At 66.6% G+C, this 20302-nt stretch carries 20 protein-coding genes and 1 tRNA gene; 14 read left to right on the plus strand and 7 right to left on the minus strand.

The window, feature by feature from the left end; genetic code table 11:
* The first annotated feature begins 2 nt into the window (after nt 1–2).
* The 7 genes from AU193_RS19400 to AU193_RS19430 are packed head-to-tail and all read left to right on the plus strand — an operon-like array spanning nt 3 to nt 6274.
* Nucleotides 3–932, plus strand: coding sequence for an amino acid ABC transporter permease (locus tag AU193_RS19400; RefSeq protein WP_064423992.1), 930 nt, complete (start codon nt 3–5; stop codon nt 930–932).
* Between the two features lie 5 nt (nt 933–937).
* Nucleotides 938–1690: an amino acid ABC transporter ATP-binding protein gene (locus tag AU193_RS19405; RefSeq protein WP_064424067.1), complete on the plus strand. Its 753-nt coding sequence runs from the start codon at nt 938–940 to the stop codon at nt 1688–1690.
* Nucleotides 1691–1693: 3 nt separating this feature from the next.
* Nucleotides 1694–2833, plus strand: coding sequence for a MacS family sensor histidine kinase (gene macS / locus AU193_RS19410; protein ID WP_172798357.1), 1140 nt, complete (start codon nt 1694–1696; stop codon nt 2831–2833).
* Entirely contained in the window at nt 2806–3459 is a 654-nt protein-coding gene (locus AU193_RS19415; protein ID WP_064423993.1) for a response regulator transcription factor, read from the plus strand. Before macS ends, AU193_RS19415 begins: the two co-directional genes overlap by 28 nt.
* A 43-nt stretch (nt 3460–3502) precedes the next feature.
* On the plus strand, nt 3503–5227 hold the full coding sequence (locus AU193_RS19420; protein ID WP_064424069.1) for a DUF2339 domain-containing protein: 1725 nt from the start codon (nt 3503–3505) through the stop codon (nt 5225–5227).
* 54 nt (nt 5228–5281) lie between these two features.
* Nucleotides 5282–5773 carry a Dps family protein gene (locus tag AU193_RS19425; protein WP_064423994.1) on the plus strand — a complete coding sequence of 164 codons (492 nt, stop codon included), beginning with the start codon at nt 5282–5284 and terminating at the stop codon, nt 5771–5773.
* A 51-nt stretch (nt 5774–5824) separates the two neighbouring features.
* Nucleotides 5825–6274 (plus strand): SRPBCC family protein, encoded by a 450-nt coding sequence (locus AU193_RS19430; protein ID WP_064423995.1) that lies wholly within the window; start codon nt 5825–5827, stop codon nt 6272–6274.
* On the opposite strand, the gene AU193_RS19435 is transcribed toward AU193_RS19430, so the two are convergent.
* Nucleotides 6249–7550, minus strand: a complete 1302-nt coding sequence (locus AU193_RS19435) for an adenylate/guanylate cyclase domain-containing protein (protein ID WP_172798366.1) — start codon at nt 7548–7550, stop codon at nt 6249–6251. The two genes, AU193_RS19430 and AU193_RS19435, sit on opposite strands and share 26 nt — an antisense overlap.
* Before the next feature lie 51 nt (nt 7551–7601).
* A tRNA-Leu gene (locus AU193_RS19440) sits at nt 7602–7675 on the minus strand.
* Between the two features lie 92 nt (nt 7676–7767).
* On the opposite strand from AU193_RS19440, the gene AU193_RS19445 reads away from it, so the two are divergent.
* From AU193_RS19445 to AU193_RS19470, 6 genes are all read left to right on the plus strand, one after another.
* Nucleotides 7768–8400 carry an ANTAR domain-containing response regulator gene (locus AU193_RS19445; RefSeq protein WP_064423996.1) on the plus strand — a complete coding sequence of 211 codons (633 nt, stop codon included), beginning with the start codon at nt 7768–7770 and terminating at the stop codon, nt 8398–8400.
* 187 nt (nt 8401–8587) lie between these two features.
* The gene (locus tag AU193_RS19450; RefSeq protein ID WP_064423997.1) at nt 8588–9805 is read left to right on the plus strand and encodes a branched-chain amino acid ABC transporter substrate-binding protein; all 1218 of its coding nucleotides are present in this window, start codon (nt 8588–8590) and stop codon (nt 9803–9805) included.
* Between the two features lie 83 nt (nt 9806–9888).
* Nucleotides 9889–10935: a branched-chain amino acid ABC transporter permease gene (locus AU193_RS19455; protein WP_064423998.1), complete on the plus strand. Its 1047-nt coding sequence runs from the start codon at nt 9889–9891 to the stop codon at nt 10933–10935.
* The gene (locus AU193_RS19460) at nt 10932–12101 is read left to right on the plus strand and encodes a branched-chain amino acid ABC transporter permease (protein WP_064423999.1); all 1170 of its coding nucleotides are present in this window, start codon (nt 10932–10934) and stop codon (nt 12099–12101) included. The genes AU193_RS19455 and AU193_RS19460 overlap by 4 nt, the downstream gene beginning before the upstream one ends.
* Nucleotides 12098–12925 (plus strand): ABC transporter ATP-binding protein, encoded by an 828-nt coding sequence (locus tag AU193_RS19465; protein ID WP_064424000.1) that lies wholly within the window; start codon nt 12098–12100, stop codon nt 12923–12925. Before AU193_RS19460 ends, AU193_RS19465 begins: the two co-directional genes overlap by 4 nt.
* A complete protein-coding gene (locus tag AU193_RS19470) occupies nt 12909–13661 on the plus strand; it encodes an ABC transporter ATP-binding protein (protein WP_064424001.1) in 753 nt (250 codons plus the stop codon). The genes AU193_RS19465 and AU193_RS19470 overlap by 17 nt, the downstream gene beginning before the upstream one ends.
* Nucleotide 13662: 1 nt before the next feature.
* On the opposite strand, the gene AU193_RS19475 is transcribed toward AU193_RS19470, so the two are convergent.
* The 4 genes from AU193_RS19475 to AU193_RS19490 are packed head-to-tail and all read right to left on the minus strand — an operon-like array spanning nt 13663 to nt 16187.
* Complete coding sequence (locus AU193_RS19475) at nt 13663–13884, minus strand: DUF167 domain-containing protein (RefSeq protein WP_064424071.1); 222 nt, start codon at nt 13882–13884, stop codon at nt 13663–13665.
* Complete coding sequence (locus AU193_RS19480) at nt 13881–14555, minus strand: TIGR02206 family membrane protein (RefSeq protein ID WP_064424002.1); 675 nt, start codon at nt 14553–14555, stop codon at nt 13881–13883. Before AU193_RS19480 ends, AU193_RS19475 begins: the two co-directional genes overlap by 4 nt.
* On the minus strand, nt 14545–15753 hold the full coding sequence (locus tag AU193_RS19485) for a lipid-transfer protein (protein WP_064424003.1): 1209 nt from the start codon (nt 15751–15753) through the stop codon (nt 14545–14547). Before AU193_RS19485 ends, AU193_RS19480 begins: the two co-directional genes overlap by 11 nt.
* Nucleotides 15750–16187 carry a Zn-ribbon domain-containing OB-fold protein gene (locus AU193_RS19490; protein ID WP_064424004.1) on the minus strand — a complete coding sequence of 146 codons (438 nt, stop codon included), beginning with the start codon at nt 16185–16187 and terminating at the stop codon, nt 15750–15752. Before AU193_RS19490 ends, AU193_RS19485 begins: the two co-directional genes overlap by 4 nt.
* Nucleotides 16188–16447: 260 nt before the next feature.
* Here AU193_RS19490 and polA point away from each other — a divergent pair, with 260 nt between their 5' ends.
* Nucleotides 16448–19108, plus strand: a complete 2661-nt coding sequence (gene polA / locus AU193_RS19495; RefSeq protein WP_172798367.1) for a DNA polymerase I — start codon at nt 16448–16450, stop codon at nt 19106–19108.
* Here the strand turns inward: polA and AU193_RS19500 are convergent.
* Nucleotides 19105–20268: a PrsW family intramembrane metalloprotease gene (locus tag AU193_RS19500; protein WP_064424006.1), complete on the minus strand. Its 1164-nt coding sequence runs from the start codon at nt 20266–20268 to the stop codon at nt 19105–19107. The two genes, polA and AU193_RS19500, sit on opposite strands and share 4 nt — an antisense overlap.
* Between the last annotated feature and the right edge of the window lie 34 nt (nt 20269–20302).

Below are 20302 nucleotides of genomic sequence, written 5' to 3' on the forward strand. Positions count from 1 at the left end.
CCATGAGTGATGTCGACACGTCACCCGTAGCCCCTGCCGCCATCGACGCGGTGCCGCTGCGCCATCCGTGGCGCTGGGTGGCGGCGATCGTCATCGTCATACTCGTCGCCCTCTTCCTCTACGGAGCGGCGACCAACGACTCCTACCGCTGGTCGACGTACTGGGAGTACCTGTTCAACGAACGGGTGTTGACGGTCGGGGTGCTCAACACACTGCAACTGACCATCTACTCGATGGTGCTCGCGATCGTACTGGGTGTGCTGCTCGCGGTGATGCGGCTGTCACCGAACCCGGTGTTGAAATCCGTTGCGTGGGTGTATCTGTGGATATTCCGAGGCACCCCGGTGTATGTGCAGCTGGTGTTCTGGGGTCTGCTGCCCACGATCTACCAGAACATTCAGCTCGGAGTGCCGTTCGGCCCCTCGCTGCTACAGCTGGACCTGCAGTCGCTGTCGATCCCCTTCCTGCTGGCGATCCTCGGGCTGGCACTCAACGAGGCCGCGTACATGGCCGAGATCATCCGCGCCGGAATCAGTTCCGTGCCCGAGGGGCAGGCCGAGGCCTCGACGGCGCTGGGCATGTCCTGGGGGATGACCATGCGGCGTACCGTGCTTCCGCAGGCGATGCGGGTGATCATCCCGCCGACCGGCAACGAGGTGATCAGCATGCTGAAGACCACGTCGCTGGTGACCGCGGTGCCCTTCACGCTGGACCTGTACGGCATCACATCTCGTGAGATCGCGGCCCGCATCTTCGAACCCGTTCCGCTACTGCTGGTCGCCGCAACCTGGTATCTGGCGATCACCAGCGTTCTCATGGTCGGCCAGTACTACCTGGAGCGCTACTACTCGCGTGGTGCGTCGCGCAAGCTGACCACCAAACAACTCGAGGCGTTGGCCAAGGCGCAGACACTGGGGGAGGCGCACCCGTGACGCCGATGGTCAAAGCCGAGGCCGTCTGCAAGAACTTCGGCGCACTGCAGGTGCTGAAGGGCGTCACGCTCGAGATCGGCCGCGGCGAAGTGCTGTGCATGGTCGGGCCGTCGGGCTCGGGTAAGTCGACGTTTCTACGGTGCATCAACCACCTCGAACAGGTCGACGCCGGGCGCCTGTACGTGGACGGGGAACTGATCGGATACCGCCAGCGCGGCAACAGGCTTCACGAGATGCCCCCGCGCGAGGCGGCCCGGCAGCGCCGCGACATCGGCATGGTTTTCCAGCACTTCAACCTGTTTCCCCACCGCACCGCGCTGGGCAACATCATCGAGGCGCCCATCCACGTCAAACGCGTCAAGAAAGACGAGGCGGTGGCACGCGCCCGGGACCTGCTCGACCAGGTGGGGTTGTCGGCCAAGGCCGACGCCTACCCCGCCCAGTTGTCCGGCGGCCAGCAGCAACGCGTAGCGATCGCCCGCGCGCTGGCGATGAGCCCCAAGCTGATGCTGTTCGACGAACCCACCTCGGCGCTGGACCCGGAGCTTGTCGGCGAGGTACTCGAAGTGATGAAAAAGCTTGCGGCCGAAGGTATGACGATGGTGGTGGTCACCCACGAGATGGGGTTCGCCCGCGAGGTGGCCAACCAGCTGGTGTTCATGGACGGCGGCGTGGTCGTGGAGAGCGGACCGCCGCGCGATGTGCTGTCCAACCCGAAACACGAACGCACGAAAGCGTTTCTGTCCAAGGTGCTCTAACAGATGCCGACCAGCGACCCAGATCCGGCCACGCCGCTGTGGCGAGCGGCGCAGGTGTTCCGACTGCTGAGTTGCCTGTACGCGCTCGGATTCCAGGTGTCGGTGAATTCCGACCTGGACCGCCCAACCCTCGCGTGGGCACTGTTCGCAGTGCTCCTGGGGTTCAGTGCCCTGTGCGCGTTGGCCTATCTGCAGGGGTTCGGCCGACGTCCGGCGTTCGTGCTGGCCGAGATCGCGGTGGTGATGGCGTTGATCCTGTCGACCGAGGTGGTCGCCTCGGCCCAGTGGGCGTTCGACAATCAGTCGTGGCCGACGACGCTGTGGGCGACCAATGCGACGATTTCGGCGGCGATCGTCGCGGGGCCGATCGCGGGCATGTTCACCGGGGTGCTCGTGATGGTCGCCAGCACCGTCGTCAAAGGATTCATCAACTACGACCTCGGCCGCAACGCGACGATCGTCATCGAACTAGCCGTCGGACTGGCGGTGGGCATGGCCGCGCAAACCGCCCGTCGGGCCCATTCGGAGCTGGAGCAGGCGGCTCGGCTGGCGGCGGCTCACCAGGAACGCGAGAGGTTCTCCCGCCAGGTGCACGACGGCGCCATCCAGGTGCTGGCGCTGGTCTCACGTCGTGGCCGCGAAATAGGCGGAGAGACAGCTGAACTCGCCGAGCTCGCCGGCGAGCAGGAGCGTGCGCTGAGACGGTTGGTCAGCTCCGGCTCCGCCAAATGGGAGGCCGAACCACGCGTCGGGGCGATGACCGACGTCGGCGCGTTGTTGCGCCAACGAGCGTCCGACCGCGTCTCGGTCAGCCTGCCCGCCGAACCGGTACTGCTCGACACCGTCGTCGCCACGGAGTTGTCCGCCGCGGTGGTCAACGCGCTCGACAATGTGGCCGCGCACGCCGGACCGGACGCCCGTGCCTACGTGCTGCTCGAAGACCTCGGCGACACGATCACGGTGAGCATCCGTGACGACGGCACCGGGATCCCCGAGGGACGGCTCGAGGAGGCGGTCCGGGAGGGGCGCATCGGTATCACCAAATCGATTGTCGGACGGATGAACTGGCTCGGTGGTAGCGCCAAGCTGACCACCGGGCCGGAGAGCGGGACGGAATGGGAACTGACGCTACCCCGACGGTGATGGTCGTCGACGACCATCCCATCTGGCGCGACGCGGTGGCCCGCGACCTCGCAGAGGACGGATTCACCGTGGTCGCCACAGCCGAGGGAGTGGGCGCCGCACGGCGCCGCGCCGCAGCGGTCCAGCCCGATGTCGTGGTGATGGACATGCGGCTTGCTGACGGTGACGGCGCGCAGGCGACCGCGGAAGTGCTCGCCGTATCGCCGTCGTCGAAGATCCTGGTGCTGTCGGCATCCGATGAACGGGAAGACGTGCTCGAGGCGGTGAAGGCCGGGGCGACCGGATATCTGGTGAAGAGCGCTTCGAAGCAGGAACTCGGCGATGCGGTGCGCGCCACCGCCGAGGGCAGGGCGGTCTTCACACCCGGCCTGGCGGGCCTGGTGCTCGGCGAATATCGGCGAATCGCCCAGAGTCGTGGTGGGCCCCAGACCCCGAGCCTGACCGAGCGGGAGACCGAGATCCTTCGCCACGTCGCCAAAGGACTGACCGCCAAGCAGATCGCGGCGCGGCTGTCGCTGAGTCACCGCACCGTCGAGAACCACGTGCAGGCCACATTCCGCAAACTGCAGGTCGCCAACCGCGTCGAGTTGGCGCGATACGCGATCGAACACGGGTTAGACGAGTAGTCCTACTCATCCCGCGGTGTCGTCGCGCTGTGACGATGGCTGCATGACCGAACCGCAGCGCGCCGTCATCAACCGCCTGTCCGCCGACGTCGCCGCGATCTACGCGTACCTGGCGCGGGTGTCGTCGGACTTGACCGAACTCGACCGGCTGCTGGCATCGTCGCCGCAATACCAGGCGCATGCCTACACCGCGCCTCCGCCGCCCCAGTCCCCACCTTCGCCGGCGGCGTTCGCGCCGAAGCCGGCCCGGAACGAGGGCTGGATCGGCAAGCTGCTGGCGGTCGCCGGTGTCGCGGTGACGCTGATCGGGGTGGTGTTCCTCCTCGTGCTGGCCGCGCAGGCGGGGCTGTTGAGGCCGCAGATCCGCGTCGCGGCCGGGGTCGCACTGGCCGGTGGACTTGTTGGCGCAGGCTGGTGGCTGAACCGCAGGCCCGGTGGCCGCACGGGGGCCGTCGCTTTGACAGCGACCGGTATCGCCGCGGCCTATATAAACGTCATCGCGTTGACCACGATCTACGAGTGGGTATCGCCGCCCGCCGGACTGGTCCTCGCGGCGCTGATCGGCGGAGGCGGGCTCATGTTGGCCCGGCGCTGGGACTCCGAGCAGCTGGGGCTGCTCGTCCTGGTGCCGTTGTTGGTGCTGGCACCGATCGTGGTCGGTGGTGTCACGTTGCTGCTCGTGGCGTTCATGCTCGCGCTGTCGGCGGTCTCGCTGCCCGTGCAGATCGGCAAGGACTGGGTCTGGCTGCACGCCGCCCGCATCGCGGCGGCCACGCTGCCGCTGTTGGTCGCGCTGCTCGGGGTGTACTTCGACGACGGACGCGATCCGTGGCTGGTCGGTGCGTGTGGCATCGGGGCGCTGCTCGCGATCGCCGGTGCACTTATCCTGCTGCCGGGGACGCGCAAGAAGTCGGCGATGGCCGTGCTGACGGGCGCGGGTGTGCTGCCCGTGTTGTCGGTCGCGCTGGCCGTCGACCGCGTCGTCGCGGCGCTGATGGCGGCGGCACTGGCGGTCGGTCTGCTCGCGATTGTGCTGATCAGCGACCGGTTGCCGGGAGTGGACGGCGCGGTGCGGCGGATCTGGACAGTGCTCTCCGCGATATCGGCGCTGACCGCGGTGGTGGTGGCGTTCGACGGCCCGATCGCAGGGCCGATCCTGTTGGCGATGGCGCTGGTGGTCGCGACGGCAGGGCGGCAGCACGTCATGGCCAAGAGCATCTCGATCGGCTTCGCCGTCGTCGGCGCCGTCTACTACCTGAGTTGGGCCCCGCCGGACACGCTCCTGTGGGGGAAGTCGACCAGCGCCGGGGTGGCCGCGTCGACGCTGATCGCCAGCGTCCTGCTGATCGCGTGGGCCGTGGCGATCGTGTGGGCGTTCGACCGCCGGAACTCCGCCTGGTGGGCGGTCGCCGCCCTCGTCGCGGGGTACGCGGTCACCACCTTCGCCGTCACCGCGGGCGTGTTGGTCGGCGGCACCGACAGCGGGTTCTACGCCGGTCACATGACGGCAACGATCTGCTGGATCGGCCTGGCCGCCGCGTTGTTCGGTTACGCGGCGCGGTTACCTCGAGCCGACCGGTCCGTTCCGATCGGCGGAGGACTGGCTGTGGTGGCCGCGGCTACGGCGAAGCTGTTCCTGTTCGATCTCGGCACGCTCGACGGCATCTTCCGCGTCGTCGTGTTCATCGTCGTGGGTCTATTGCTGCTGGGCATGGGCGCCGGATATGCCCGTCTTCTGGAGAAGCAGGACCAACAAAACGCGCTGTGACCAGGGACAGTCTGCTAAACTGGAATCATTCCAAAAAAGGAGGCTATAGCGGTCATGACCACAACAACACGTCGTTCAGAAGCAGAAGTACAGGCATTCGAGGCCTCGCCGGAACTCAGCGGCAGCTTGCAGCGGGTTCTCGTGGACCTGGTCGAGCTGCACCTGCAGGGTAAGCAGGCCCACTGGAACATCGTCGGCACCAACTTCCGCGACCTTCATCTTCAGCTCGACGAACTCGTCGACTTCGCCCGCGAAGGCAGTGACACCATCGCCGAGCGGATGCGTGCGCTCGAGGCATGGCCCGACGGCCGCTCGGACACGGTCACCGCCGGCACCACGCTGCCGCAGTTTCCCGCCTACGCGGTGAGCACGCAGGACGCGGTCGACCTGATCACCGCTCGGGTGTACGCCGCGGTCGACACCATGCGTGCGGTGCACGACGCGGTGGACGCCGAAGACCCGACCTCCGCCGACATCCTCCATCAGCTGATCGACGGCCTCGAGAAGCTGGCCTGGCTGATCAAGTCCGAGAACCGCAAGATCTAGCGAATCGCGCACGGGTGAGTCGTTCTCCGCGATCGGGGTATATCTCCCGCCGTGACTGTGACACGTGATATTCATGCTTCCCGGCAACAGGTCTGGGACGTCCTGGCCGACGGGTGGACGTACTCACAATGGGTGGTCGGCAACAGCCGGATGCGCGCCGTCGACCCGAACTGGCCGGCGCCGGGCTCCGAAATCCGCCATTCGATAGGCGTCTGGCCGTTGTTGCTCAACGACGTCACCGTGGTCGAGGAGAGTGTGCCGCCCGAGGAGTTGGTGCTGCACGCCAAGGGTCGGCCGTTCGGTGGCGCGCGAATCATCCTGCGGCTGCACGAGATTCCCGACGGTTGCCGCGTGGAGATGACGGAAATGCCGGTGAGCGGGCCCGCCGCGATCATGCCCAACAAGCTGTCCGACCTCGCCGTTTACCCCCGTAACCGCGAGACCCTGTGGCGGCTGGCCGCGCTGGCGGAGCGGCTCAAACCGACTGAGGTCGACGACTGATCGGTTCGAGTTCCACCGCGTCTCGCACGGCCGCGTCGTCGCGGCGTCCGACGAGGTACCACGTCGTCATGACGCCCTTGCCTTTGACCTCGACCTCGCCGCGAGGCTCGAGCACGAACGTGCTGCGCAGGCGTTCGTACACGTCCTGGGGCACCTGAATGCGTCCCTCGACGTCGGTGGACTCCATCCGGGATGCGACGTTGACCGCGTCGCCCCACACGTCGTAGAAGAACTTGCGTGCGCCGACGACCCCGGCGACGACCGGTCCTGCGGCAAGTCCGATCCGCAGTGGCACCTTGCGTCCGCGCGGGTCGCGCAGGTCGGCGACGGCGTCGGCCATGTCGAGAGCCAGGCACGCCAGCGCTTCGAGGTGATCCGGCCGGGGATTAGGCACCCCGCTGACCACCATGTACGAGTCGCCGCTGCTCTTGACCTTCTCCAAACCGTGAAGGTCGACGAGTGCGTCCAGATCCGTGTACAGCCGGTCGAGAAACCGCACCAGATCACAGGGATTGGTGTCACTGGCCCGCTGCGTGTAGCCGGCGATGTCGGCGAACAGAATCGACGCGTCGTCGTACCTGTCGGCGATGACGGTGCGGGTCGGGTCCTTGAGCCGCTCGGCGATGGTCGCGGGCAGGATGTTCGCCAGCAGACGTTCGGAACGTTCGTACTCGGCCTCCATCGCCAACCGCGCGCGGCGGATCTCCCGAAGCGCGAACCACAACGAGGCCACGACGAGGATCCACGCGGTGGCCACGGTGAGGATGAACGAGGTCGTACGGGCCCAGTCCGGTTGGACGCCGGTGTTGTCCGGGACGAGAAACTCCAGGAGTACCACCGCCACCGCGCCCAGCGCAGACATCACCGAGGCCAGCACGATGTGGTCGATGCCGAGGATGATGACGACGATCGCGGCCGCGACGACGAAGTAGAACTGCAGCCCCGAACCGGTGCCCAGCTGTATGCACTGGATCGTGATGGTCACGTAGGCGACGGCGAAGAACACCAGCGGTGCGACGAGTTCGCCGAATCGGCTCAGCAGCGGGGTCGTCGCAAACGCGACGGCGCTGATGAGGCTGACGATCGGGATCCACCACACCTCGACGCCGATCAGTAGGCCCTGAAAGCCGAAGAAGGCGCTGATCGCGGCGCTGATCATTGCGGTGACGTCGAGCACGCGGCGGCGTCGCACGGACCTTTCCGCGTAGTGCCGAACCCGGGCGGGCGTCCGGTTCTCGAGCGCCATCTCTGGCACGCAGACCGGCCGCAGCCTCATCTCCACGACTAGAGCGTAACGCCGGACCGAGGTCGACCTGCTGGTTCTCGGTGCCCTCGGTGAGACTCGAACTCACACTGTCACGATTTTGAGTCGTGTGCCTCTGCCAATTGGGCTACGAGGGCTCTGGTAGTTGTGCGGCTCTGTTGCGCGGCTTACCACCTTAGATGATGCCCCGAACTCGCTGAACGGCACCGCTACCGCCACAATGGCTTCCATGGCAACCGCTGCTGGGTCACCACCCGACGCCGTGAAGGCCCGCCGCGTTCTCGTCGCCGAAGACGAAGCGCTGATCCGGATGGACCTGGCCGAGATGCTTCGCGACGAGGGCTACGAGATCGTCGGGGAGGCGGGCGACGGACAGGAAGCCGTCGATCTCGCCGAGAGCTTGAGGCCCGACCTCGTGATCATGGATGTCAAGATGCCCCGTCGCGACGGCATCGACGCGGCGGCCGAGATCGCCGGCAAGCGCATCGCGCCGATCGTCATCCTGACCGCGTTCAGCCAACGGGAACTGGTCGAACGCGCCAGGGATGCCGGTGCCATGGCATACCTGGTCAAACCCTTCACCGTCACCGACCTCATCCCGGCTATCGAGGTCGCGGTGAGCCGGTTCGGGGAGATCGCCGCGCTGGAGCAGGAGGTGGCCACGCTGTCGGATCGGCTGGAGACGCGCAAGCTGGTCGAACGGGCCAAGGGTTTGCTGCAGACCAAACAGGGGATGACCGAGCCCGAGGCGTTCAAGTGGATCCAACGCGCCGCGATGGACCGGCGCACCACCATGAAACGCGTCGCCGAAGTGGTCGTCGAAACCCTCGACACGCCGAGCGATGCGCCGGAGGCGAGCTAACCGCCGGCCGGCGGCCCGTAAAAACTGCGTTTCCGATGACGAGCTTTGACCGCGACGGCCGGGACGCATCGGTCAAGACCACGCACCAGCGCCGAGCGTTGGCTATGGTCTTCCCGGAACGTCGCCGCCCCCGGACCGTCGGGCTGAGGCGCCGGAGCCGACTAACCCAATGAGCCGGAGGTGAAGCGTGCGCGGTCGCGTGGCACGGAAAGCATTAGCTATCAGCAGCGCTGGTCTGGTTGTGCTCGGCATAGCTGGCTGCCAACAGTCTGAACCGAGCGAAGGCGGCGGCGAGGCGCAGACCGATCTGAAGATCGTCGAACAGATACAGATCGACGAAAACGGCGCCGAGGTCAAGTCGGACGAGGGCGCCGCGCCGGCCGATCCGGCTGGAGACGGCAACGCGCAGTGCCAGCCGGTGTCGATCGCCATGGCCGGGGCACTCAACGGCCCCGATGCCGCACTGGGCATCAACATCAAGAACGGCATCCAGTTGGCCGTCGACAAGCACAACGCCGCGAACCCCGGCTGCCAGGTCCAGTTGAAGACCTTCGACACCGAGGGCGATCCGCAGAAGGCCACCCAGATCGCGCCGCAGATCATCAACGACGCCTCCACCGTCGGCCTGATCGGTCCCGCCTTCTCCGGTGAGACCATGGCCACCGGCGATGTCTTCAATCAGGCCGGTCTGGTCGCGGCCACGGCGTCGGCGACCAACGTCACGCTGTCCGACAAAGGCTGGCGGACCTTCCTGCGCGGTCTGGGCAACGACGGCGTGCAGGGCCCGTCGGTCGCCAACTACCTGAAGAACACCCTCGGCCACAAGAAGGTCTGCGTGGTCGACGACAGCACGGACTACGGCCTGGGCCTGGCGCAGACGGTCCGCGAGACGCTCGGCCCGGTTGCCGACCCGTCCTGCAACATCTCGGTGAAGAAGGGCGACAAGGACTTCTCTGCGGCGGTGACCCAGATCAAGGGTGCCAACCCGGATACGGTGTTCTTCAGCGGTTACTACGCCGAAGCCGCGGCATTCGTTCAGCAGCTGCGGGACGGCGGGTACCAAGGAACGTTCGCCAGCGCCGACGGGTCCAAGGACCCCGAGTTCGTGAAGCAGGCGGGCGACGCGTCCAAAGACGCTGTGCTGTCCTGCCCGTGCGGGCCGGCGACCGGCAGCTTCGCCGAGGAGTACACCAAGAAGTTCAACCAGGAACCGGGCACCTACAGCAGCGAGGGTTATGACCTGGGCACCATCATGCTCAAGGGTATCGACTCCGGTGCCGTCACCCGGCCCGCGCTGCTCGAGTTCGTCCGCAACTACAACGGTCGCGGGGTGGCCCGGCAGTACCAGTGGACCCCCAACGGCGAACTGACCACCAGCTTGATCTGGATCTACAAAGTTCAATAGCCGCTGAGGCGGAACGCGTCCGAGACCGAAAGGCTCGGACGCGTTTTCGCTAAAGGCCCGTTCCCGCGAGGAGCCGCCACCGGATGACCGGGATCCCACCCGAGTGCGTCGACCAGTACACCTGCTTGGCCGCCAACATCGGCTTCAACCTGGACGGGTTGCGAGACGGCTTCTGGCAGTTGACGATCGACGGCCTGTCGTGGGGCGCGATCTATGCGTTGGTGGCCGTCGGCTACACGCTGGTGTACGGCGTGCTGAAGCTGATCAACTTCGCGCATTCGGAAGTGTTCATGTTCGGCATGTTCGGCGCGTACTTCTGTCTCGACATGATCCTGGGTTTCACGCCGAGCGGTAACACCTACAACAGAGGCATTGCGCTGACGGTGCTGTACCTGGGTATCGCCATGCTGTTCGCGATGGCGGTGTCCGGCGCGACCGCGGTCGGGCTGGAGGCGGTCGCCTACCGGCCGCTGCGACGACGCAAGGCCGATCGACTGTCGTTTCTCATCACGGCGATCGGCATGTCCTTCGTGTTACAGGAATTCGTACACTTCATCCTGCCGAAGATCATCGACGGGTACGGCGGATCCAATGCGCAACAACCGATTCGGCTCGTCGCGCCGGAAACCCAGTTCACGGTGTTCGGTTCCACCGTCTCCAACATCACGCTGATCATCGTCGGTGCGGCGCTGGTTCTCGCGTTGATGACGGACCTGACCATCAACCGAACCAAGTTCGGGCGCGGAATTCGGGCGGTGGCCCAGGATCCGGACACCGCGACCCTGATGGGAGTCTCCCGCGAACGCATCATCATGATGACCTTCCTGATCGGGGGCCTGCTGGCCGGGGCGGCCGCGCTGCTGTACACGTTGAAGGTGCCGCAGGGCATCATCTACTCCGGCGGCTTCCTGCTCGGCATCAAGGCGTTCTCGGCCGCGGTCCTCGGCGGCATCGGCAACCTGCGCGGCGCCCTGCTGGGCGGCCTGCTGCTCGGCATCATGGAGAACTACGGGCAGGCCGTCTTCGGGACCCAGTGGCGTGACGTCGTGGCCTTCGTGCTGCTGGTTCTCGTGCTGTTCTTCCGGCCGACCGGAATACTCGGCGAAAGCCTCGGGAAGGCGCGAGCATGAGGGCCAGCGAGAAGGTCTTGGCACCCGGCGACGCACTGCGTCGCTGGTGGGACGAACTTTCCCGCGTACAGAAGTGGGGCTTCGGGGTGGTCGCCTTCGGCCTGCTCGCGCTGCTGCCGCTGTTTCCGCCGCCCTTCCTGAACACGCCGAACATCAGCTTCGGCGGCACCATGGCACAGTTCGCGATGGTCGCGATCATCGCGATCGGTCTCAACGTCGTCGTCGGCCAGGCCGGCCTGCTCGACCTCGGCTACGTCGGTTTCTACGCCGTGGGCGCGTATACCGTTGCGCTGCTGACCAGCCCGAACAGTCCGTGGAACAAGATGGGCGCCACGGGATGGTTCAACGAGGACTGGGCGTGGCTGGCCTGTGTGCCGCTGGCGATGGCCATCACCGCGCTGACGGGTCTCATCCTGGGAACGCCGACGCTGAGGCTGCGCGGCGATTACCTGGCGATCGTCACGCTGGGTTTCGGCGAGATCATCCGGCTCATGGCCGACAACCTCTCAGAGGTGACCAACGGGCCGCGCGGTTTGAACGAGGTCGCCTATCCGCGGGTGGGGGAGAGCGAACGCGTGCCCGACGGAGTCTTCTCGAGCGGTAACTCCGCGGGCGACGCCAACTACGGGACGTGGTGGTTCTGGCTGGGCATCGTGCTGATGGTCGGGATCCTGATTCTCGTGGGCAACCTCGAGCGCAGCCGAGTCGGGCGCGCCTGGATCGCGGTCCGAGAGGACGAGGACGCCGCGGAAGTGATGGGCGTCAACACGTTCCGGTTCAAGCTGTGGGCCTTCGTCATCGGCGCTGCGATCGGCGGGTTGTCGGGCGCGTTGTACGCCGGCCAGGTGCAGTTCGTGGCGCCGCCGACGTTCAACATCATCAACTCGATGCTGTTCCTGTGCGCGGTGGTGCTCGGCGGACAGGGCAACAAACTCGGCGTGGTGGTCGGTGCCTTCGTCATCGTCTACCTGCCGAACCGGCTGCTGGGTGTGGAGTTCCTGGGCATCAACCTCGGCGATCTGAAGTACCTGTTCTTCGGGCTGGCCCTGGTGATGTTGATGATCTTCCGGCCGCAGGGTCTGTTCCCGGCACGAGCGCAGTTGCTCGCCTACGGTAAGGCCGCACGCGAGCTGCTGCGCAAGCCGGAGAAGGAGTCGGCGCAATGACCATCGAAGAGCTGGCGGGCGTCCACCGCGAGATCCAGGCCGCAGAGGGTGAGATCCTGTTGCGGACAACAGATCTCACGATGAAGTTCGGCGGGCTGACGGCGCTGGACTCGGTGTCGTTCGACATCCGTCGCGGTGAGATCCTCGGCATGATCGGGCCGAACGGGGCGGGCAAGACCACGTGCTTCAACGCAATCACCGGGGTCTACCGCCCGACGTCGGGAACGGTCACGTTCGACGGCGCACCGCTGGGCCGCATCAAGCGCCACCAGATCACCCGCCGCGGGATCGCCCGCACCTTCCAGAACATCCGGTTGTGGGGCGAGATGACGGCTCTGGAGAACGTGATGGTGGGCACCGACGCCCGGCACTTCACCTCGGTGCCGGGCGCGCTGGTCCGCTCCCCACGCCACCGCCGCGAGGAGCGGTCGGCGATCGAACGATCGGCTGCCCTACTTCATTTCGTGGGGATCGGGCACCGCGGCGAGGAGAAGGCGAAGAACCTTCCGTACGGGGATCAGCGCCGGTTGGAGATCGCCCGCGCGCTGGCCACCGAACCGAAGCTGCTGTGCCTGGACGAGCCGGCGGCCGGGTTCAACCCTCGGGAGAAAGCCGCGCTGATCGAACTGATCCAGAAGATCCGCGACGACGGCTACACGGTGCTGCTGATCGAACACGATATGAGGCTGGTGATGGGCGTGACCGACCGCATCGTGGTGCTGGAGTTCGGGCGCAAGATCGCCGACGGCCCGCCCGCCGAGATCCGCGAGGACCCCAAGGTCATCGCCGCCTACCTGGGGGTGCCCGATGACGCAGTCGAGTAACCCGCTATCCGAACGGCCCGTCATTCTCGAGTTGCGCGACGTCGTCGTGCATTACGGGAGAATCCGTGCGCTGCATGGTATCTCGCTGAAGGTTCACGAGGGCGAGCTCGTCACGCTGCTCGGCTCCAACGGCGCCGGTAAGACGACCACCATGCGCGCCATCTCGGGACTGCTGCCTCTGACTGGGGGCTCGATATGGTTCGAAGGCCAGGACATCAGCAAGGTCAAGGCCCATCAGCGCGTCGTCAAAGGCCTGGTGCAGGCGCCCGAGGGACGTGGGGTCTTTCCGGGCATGACGGTCGTGGAAAACCTTGAAATGGGTTGTTACGGACGGAAGTTCGCCTCTCGCTCCGAGCACCGGGAACGTTTGGACTGGATCCTGGAGACGTTCCCGCGACTGGCCGAACGCCGCAGCCAGGTCGGCGGCACGCTGTCGGGTGGGGAGCAACAGATGCTGGCGATCGGCCGTGCCCTGATGGCCAGGCCGCGGGTGCTGCTGCTCGACGAGCCGTCCATGGGCCTGGCGCCGATGGTGATCTCCCAGATCTTCAAGATCATCGCGGAGATCAACGCCCAGGGCACCACCGTGCTGCTGGTCGAGCAGAATGCGCAGCAGGCGCTGAGCCGGTCGGATCGGGCGTACATCCTCGAGACCGGTGAGGTGACCCGCACCGGTGATGCCCGAGAGTTGTTGTCCGACGACAGCATTCGCGCCGCGTACCTCGGCGTCGCCTGACCTAGGTGATCTCGAAGCGCTTGACGCGCGACGTCGTGCCGGATACCAATCCGATCCGCGAGGGCGGCACTCCGAAATGCGTCGCGAGGAGCCTGACGACGGCCTTGGTGGCCTTGCCCTCGACGGCCCGCTCACGCACGTACACCGTCAGCTCGCCGGCGTCGTCGACCTCCACCAGCGGACCTTTCGCGCTGCCGGGCTTGACCCGCACGACGACGATCATCGCCGCGTCCACGGCCATGTCATCAACGCCCACACGGCGAAGACCAGGGCCGCGGTGCTGACGATGTACACCGGCCACGGCCCCAGGATGTCCAACGCCGACGCGGTGTCCGGCTTGTAGTTCGTGAAGCCGTAATTGGTGTCGGCGATCCTGTTGAACACCACGGTGATGACGGCCCACACGCTGGTGACCGCCACCGCCAGCCGATAGTCGCGCCAGTCGGGCCGCATGCCGCGGCCCCACGTCAGATAGATCGCCACCCACACCACGAGCAGGTGGATGGCATAGAACGCGAGGAACCGGTAATGCGGAAAGTCGGGGCCCCGCAATACCGGTGAGATCAACGCCTGGACACTCAGCACCAAACCCCAGTAATAGGTGAGCGCGTAAGCCCACTGCCGTCGAGTCCACAGCGCGTAGGCCGCGACGACGGTCGCGAGGTCGGTGAGCTGAAGTGGCACCGACCCGGCCAGCGTCGGGGGCACCAGGTTGTAGACCAGGATCGCGCCGTAGATCACCGCGGTCAGCCCGCCGAGGCCGCGGCTCAGCCGTTCGGCCCGCGCGTCCGTCTGTCTGCGACCCGTCCACACCAGGACGACAGCGCCGACCGTGAACACCGCGATGGCGCCCCAGTAGGAGGGGCCGTACGGTTCGAACTGCCTAGCGAGCAACAATCACGGACGAGCCGTGCCCGAACAGGCCCTGGTTGGCGGTGACTCCCACCGTCGCGCCCTCGACCTGGCGGCCGGTTGCCTGCCCCTTCAGCTGCCAGGTCAGCTCGCACACCTGCGCGATGGCTTGTGCCGGAATGGCTTCGCCGAAGCACGCCAGGCCTCCGGACGGGTTGACCGGGATCGTCCCGCCGATCGCCGTCGCACCGCTACGCAACAGTTGTTCGGCCTCACCCTTCGGGCACAAACCGAGATGCTCGTACCAGTCGAGTTCGAGCGCCGTGGACAGGTCATACACCTCGGCGAGGCTGAGGTCTTCCGGTCCGATGCCCGCTTCGGCGTAGGCGGCGTCGAGAATCTGATCCTTGAACACCCGCTCGGGCGCATCCACCACCGCCGTGGAATCCGTTGCGATGTCCGGCAATTCGGGCAGATGCTGCGGGTACTGCGGTGTCACCGTGCTGATCGCCCGCACCGACGGAACCCCCTCGACGGAGCCGAGATGCTTCTCGGTGAACGACTTGCTGGCCACCACCAGCGCGGCCGCGCCGTCCGACGTCGCGCAGATGTCAAGCAGCCGAAGCGGATCGGAGACCACCGGGCTGGCGAGCACGTCCTCGATCGTGGCTTCCTTGCGGTAGCGCGCATTGGGGTTGTCCAACCCGTGCTTGGCGTTTTTCACCTTCACCGCGGCGAAATCCTCCAGCGTGGCCCCGTAGAGGTCCATGCGACGGCGCGCCAGCAGGGCGAAATAGACGGTGTTGGTCGCGCCGATCAGGTGGAAGCGCTGCCAGTCGGGGTCGTTCTTGCGCTCGCCGCCGACCGGGGCGAAGAAGCCCTTCGGCGTGGTGTCGGCGCCGATTACGAGCGCCACATCGCAAAACCCCGCGAGGATGTGCGCGCGGGCACTCTGCAGCGCCTGGGAGCCGCTGGCGCACGCGGCGTAGCTCGACGACACGGGCACACCGTTCCAGCCGAGCTTCTGCGCGAACGTCGAGCCGGCCACGAATCCGGGGTAACCGTTGCGGATCGTGTCGGCTCCCGCGACGAGCTGGATCTGACGCCAATCCAGACCCGCCTCGGCCAGCGCGGCCCGCGCGGCCACGACGCCGTATTCGGTGAAGTCGCGGCCCCATTTCCCCCAAGGGTGCATGCCGGCACCGAGGATGTAGAGCGGTGCCGGTGTTCCAGTGCTCATTCCGCCACCTTCCACGCGTAGACGATCCGTTCGACACCCTCGTCGTCGACGAACAACGGCATCGTGGTCAGTTCCATCTCCATGCCGACCTTCAGGTCGGCGGCCAAGGTGCCCTCGACGACCTTGCCGAGCACGATCAGCCCCTCGTCGGCGAGCTGGACCGCGGCAACGGCGAAGGGCTCGAAGGGATCCGGCGCCGGGTAGGGCGGTGGGGGAGCGTAACGGTTCTCGGTGTAGCTCCACAGCGTCCCGCGCCGCGACAGCGGCACCTGCGCCAGCTCGTCACCGTCGCAAGCGGGATTGGGACAGTTGTTGGCGCGCGGCGGGAACACATACGTGCCGCACTGGTGGCACTTGCCGCCGATCAGATACTGCTCTCCGGACCCGTCGGTGGCGAACCAACCGTCGATCGCGGGCTGAGTGGACGCTGACACCCGCTCAGCCTACCGAGTCACACGGCAGAACTGAAACGTGTTCCAGTTCAGCGGGAGGAACGGTCTTCGCGTCGTGAGTGTGCGAAATCATTCGACCGCTCCGGCGCGTCGCGGATGGAACCGCACATTCGCGGGGCCACGTACGGAGGTGCGCGGTGGGGTCGATGTCGGCGCCGGTGCCTAGAGTTAGGGCCGTGAGCCCTGCCACCACAACCGGCAAGAAGACGGCAACCCAGCCGATTGACCAGAAGCCGACATTGATGTTGCTCGACGGCAATTCGCTGGCGTATCGGGCGTTTTACGCACTGCCCGCTGAAAACTTCAAGACGCAGGGCGGGCTCACCACCAACGCGGTGTACGGGTTCACCGCCATGCTGATCAACCTGCTGCGCGACGAGCAACCGAGCCACATCGCCGCTGCGTTCGACGTGTCGCGCCAGACGTTTCGCGTGGACAAGTACCCCGAGTACAAAGCGGGCCGCTCGTCGACCCCCGATGAGTTCCGCGGCCAGATCGACATCACCAAGGAGGTGCTTGGCGCGCTGGGCATCACGGTGCTCGCCGAACCAGGCTTCGAGGCTGACGACATCATCGCGACGCTGGCGACGCAGGCCGAACAGAACGGCTATCGCGTGCTGGTGGTCAGCGGTGACCGTGACTCGCTGCAGTTGGTCAGCGATGACGTCACCGTGCTGTACCCGCGGAAGGGGGTCAGCGAGCTGACCCGGTTCACGCCGGAGGCGGTGCTGGAGAAGTACGGCCTGACCCCACAGCAATACCCCGACTTCGCGGCGCTTCGCGGCGACCCCAGCGACAACCTGCCCGGCATCCCCGGCGTCGGTGAGAAGACCGCGACCAAGTGGATCGCGGAGTTCGGTTCGCTACAGGCGTTGGTCGACAACGTCGACACTGTGAAGGGCAAGGTCGGCGACGCGTTGCGGGCCAACCTGTCCAGCGTCGTCCTCAACCGGGAACTGACCGACCTCGTCAGGGACGTCCCGCTGCCGCAAACCCCCGACACCCTGCGCATGCAGGCGTGGGACCGCGACCAGATCCACCGGCTGTTCGACGACCTCGAGTTCCGCGTCCTGCGCGATCGGCTGTTCGAGACGCTGGCCTCGGCCGACCCCGAGGTCGACCAGGGCTTCGACGTCCGTGGGCGGGCACTCGAACCGGGGGAGCTCGCCGCATGGCTGGCCGAGCACAGCTCGGGCAAGCGGTTCGGGCTGGCCGTCGTCGGCACGCACCTGGCCTTCGACGCCGACGCGACGGCGTTGGGCATCGTCGCCGCAGACGGCGACGGGCGCTACATCGACACCGCCACGTTGACCGCCGACGACGAGGCCGCCCTGGCCTCCTGGCTCGCCGACCCCGGTCCGCCGAAGGCGCTTCACGAGGCCAAGCTGGCGATGCACGACCTCGAGGGCCGCGGATGGAGACTCGCGGGTGTCACCTCCGACACCGCGCTCGCCGCGTACCTGGTCCGCCCCGGGCAGCGCAGCTTCACGCTCGACGATCTTTCGCTGCGCTACCTGAAGCGCGAACTGCGCGCGGAAAACCCTGAGCAACAACAGCTCTCGCTGCTCGACGACAGTGACGGCGTGGATGACCAGGCCGTGCAGACCGTGATACTGCGGGCCAGCGCCGTGATGGACCTCGCCGACGCGCTCGACGAGGAATTGGCCCGCATCGATTCGCTGGCCCTGCTCAACAACATGGAGTTGCCGGTGCAGCGCGTGCTGGCCGAGATGGAGACCGCGGGCATCGCGGTGGACCTCGAGCAGCTCGGCCGGCTGCAGAGCGAGTTCGCCGACCAGATCCGCGACGCGGCCGAGGCGGCGTACGCGGTGATCGGCAAGCAGATCAACCTCGGCTCGCCGAAGCAGCTGCAGGTGGTGCTGTTCGACGAGCTTGAGATGCCCAAGACCAAACGCACCAAAACCGGCTACACGACGGATGCGGACGCCCTGCAGTCGCTGTTCGACAAGACCGGCCACCCGTTCCTGCAGCATCTGCTGGCCCACCGCGACGCCACCCGGCTGAAGGTCACCGTCGACGGGCTGCTCAATTCGGTGGCGTCCGACGGTCGCATCCACACCACCTTCAACCAGACGATCGCGGCCACCGGCCGGTTGTCGTCGACGGAGCCCAACCTGCAGAACATCCCGATCCGCACCGACGCCGGCCGCCGGATCCGCGACGCCTTCGTGGTGGGCAAGGGTTACGCCGAGCTGATGACCGCGGACTACAGCCAGATCGAGATGCGCATCATGGCGCACCTGTCCAAGGACGAAGGTCTGATCGAGGCATTCAATACCGGCGAGGACCTCCACTCCTTCGTGGCGTCACGGGCGTTCTCGGTGCCGATCGACGAGGTCAATGCCGAACTGCGACGCCGCGTCAAGGCGATGTCGTACGGGCTGGCCTACGGCCTGAGCGCCTACGGGCTGGCCGCCCAGCTCAAGATCTCCACCGAAGAAGCCAAGGTGCAGATGGAGCAGTACTTCGACCGGTTCGGCGGGGTGCGCGACTACCTGCGCAACGTGGTCGACCAGGCACGCAAGGACGGCTACACCTCGACCGTGTTCGGCAGGCGGCGCTATCTGCCGGAGCTGGACAGCAGCAACCGCAACGTCCGCGAGGCCGCCGAGCGTGCAGCGCTCAACGCGCCGATCCAGGGCAGCGCGGCCGACATCATCAAGGTCGCGATGATCAACGTCGACAAGGCACTCAAGGACGCCGGCCTCCAGTCCCGGATGCTGTTACAGGTGCACGACGAACTGCTCTTCGAGGTCGCCGAAGGGGAGCGGGAGACCGTCGAGGCCCTGGTCCGCGAACAGATGGGTAACGCCTACCCCCTCGACGTGCCGCTCGAGGTGTCGGTCGGCTACGGCCGCAGCTGGGACGCCGCGGCTCACTAGCCGGTCGGGTGGTACCCGGCCAACGCGTGCAGGACCGGGGCGGCCGCGCGGGCAGCGTAGAGCGCGTAGGTCTCCTCGACGAGCATCGCCTGCACCCGCGGGTCGCTGAACCCGCGGTCGATGCGGTCGCGCACGAACGCCAGCTCGACGACCTGGGCCGCGAACCGCTTCACCGCCTTGCGGGCGGGGCGCCCACCGTGCCGGGCAGCCTGGGCGAGCGCCAGCTTGCGGAGCCGCAGCGAGCCCAGCCACGAGGCCTCCGCGGGCGTGACCAGGCCGGCGCGCACCATGCCGGGCAGCTTGCTGGCCACGATCGCCTGCTCGCGACGGCGACTCTGCACGCCGAGCACGATCGCCAACGCGAACAGCGGCATCATCCAGTACAGGTAGACCCCGAAATACCAGCCGACGCCCAGCAGCGACGAACCGTTCCACAGGCCGTGGGTGAAGACCGCCGCAAGGTAACCCAGCACAAGAGAGCCGGCCTTGGCGGATGCGTCGCGGCGGTGCAGCGCGAAGTAGACGCCGATGCCGAAGAACGTGGTGAACAGCGAATGCGCGAACGGGGCCATGACCAGTCGTAACGCAGCCGTCAGTAGAGAGTCGCCTAGCGACTCGCCGCTGGCGATGTACAGGATGTCCTCCAGCCAGGCGAATCCGGCGCCCACCAACCCGGCGTAGACCAGGCAGTCGGTCAGCGAGTTCAGCTCCCTGCGACGCCGGCCGGTCATCATGACCAGCAGGAACGTACCCTTGGCCGCTTCCTCGATGACCGGCGCGATGACCACTACCGACACCGCGCTGACCCCGTCGGAGTCACCCGTCACGATCAACGATTCGAGGTAGAGCCCCAATATCACCGACAACACGACCGCGACCGAGGCACCCCACAGGAACGCGAAGGCCAACAACCGCGGCGGTTCAGGCTCGAATCGGTCCAGCCAGACATAGGCCAACACCACGACGACCATGACCAGGCTCGAGAGGACCAGCCCGATCCCGGCCCCGAGCGGATTGAGCGCGGTCAGCCCGATGACGATGAGCCCGACCACGGTGGCGAGCAGGATGAGCACCGCCAGCGGCGCCCCGACTTTGCGGACCTTGCGTTGGAACGGCGGTGCAGGCAGCCAGGGGTGGTGCGGGGCACCGGGATGTAACACCAGAGCAGACTAGCGGCCCGGGGGGACCGAGTTT

Source organism: Mycobacterium sp. GA-1285, from assembly GCF_001499905.1.
Classification (GTDB): Bacteria; Actinomycetota; Actinomycetes; order Mycobacteriales; family Mycobacteriaceae; genus Mycobacterium.

What these genes read in the sequence shown, in the direction of transcription:
- AU193_RS19465 (WP_064424000.1), top strand. Translation starts at nt 12,098, where the DNA reads ATGACCATCGAAGAGCTGGCGGGCGTCCACCGCGAGATCCAGGCCGCA.
- AU193_RS19420 (WP_064424069.1), top strand. Translation starts at nt 3,503, where the DNA reads ATGACCGAACCGCAGCGCGCCGTCATCAACCGCCTGTCCGCCGACGTC.
- polA (WP_172798367.1), top strand. Translation starts at nt 16,448, where the DNA reads ATGTTGCTCGACGGCAATTCGCTGGCGTATCGGGCGTTTTACGCACTG.
- AU193_RS19485 (WP_064424003.1), bottom strand. Translation starts at nt 15,753, where the DNA reads ATGAGCACTGGAACACCGGCACCGCTCTACATCCTCGGTGCCGGCATG.
- AU193_RS19460 (WP_064423999.1), top strand. Translation starts at nt 10,932, where the DNA reads ATGAGGGCCAGCGAGAAGGTCTTGGCACCCGGCGACGCACTGCGTCGC.
- AU193_RS19445 (WP_064423996.1), top strand. Translation starts at nt 7,768, where the DNA reads ATGGCAACCGCTGCTGGGTCACCACCCGACGCCGTGAAGGCCCGCCGC.
- AU193_RS19400 (WP_064423992.1), top strand. Translation starts at nt 3, where the DNA reads ATGAGTGATGTCGACACGTCACCCGTAGCCCCTGCCGCCATCGACGCG.
- AU193_RS19470 (WP_064424001.1), top strand. Translation starts at nt 12,909, where the DNA reads ATGACGCAGTCGAGTAACCCGCTATCCGAACGGCCCGTCATTCTCGAG.
- AU193_RS19405 (WP_064424067.1), top strand. Translation starts at nt 938, where the DNA reads ATGGTCAAAGCCGAGGCCGTCTGCAAGAACTTCGGCGCACTGCAGGTG.
- AU193_RS19475 (WP_064424071.1), bottom strand. Translation starts at nt 13,884, where the DNA reads ATGATCGTCGTCGTGCGGGTCAAGCCCGGCAGCGCGAAAGGTCCGCTG.
- AU193_RS19415 (WP_064423993.1), top strand. Translation starts at nt 2,806, where the DNA reads ATGGGAACTGACGCTACCCCGACGGTGATGGTCGTCGACGACCATCCC.
- AU193_RS19455 (WP_064423998.1), top strand. Translation starts at nt 9,889, where the DNA reads ATGACCGGGATCCCACCCGAGTGCGTCGACCAGTACACCTGCTTGGCC.
- macS (WP_172798357.1), top strand. Translation starts at nt 1,694, where the DNA reads ATGCCGACCAGCGACCCAGATCCGGCCACGCCGCTGTGGCGAGCGGCG.
- AU193_RS19425 (WP_064423994.1), top strand. Translation starts at nt 5,282, where the DNA reads ATGACCACAACAACACGTCGTTCAGAAGCAGAAGTACAGGCATTCGAG.
- AU193_RS19435 (WP_172798366.1), bottom strand. Translation starts at nt 7,550, where the DNA reads ATGAGGCTGCGGCCGGTCTGCGTGCCAGAGATGGCGCTCGAGAACCGG.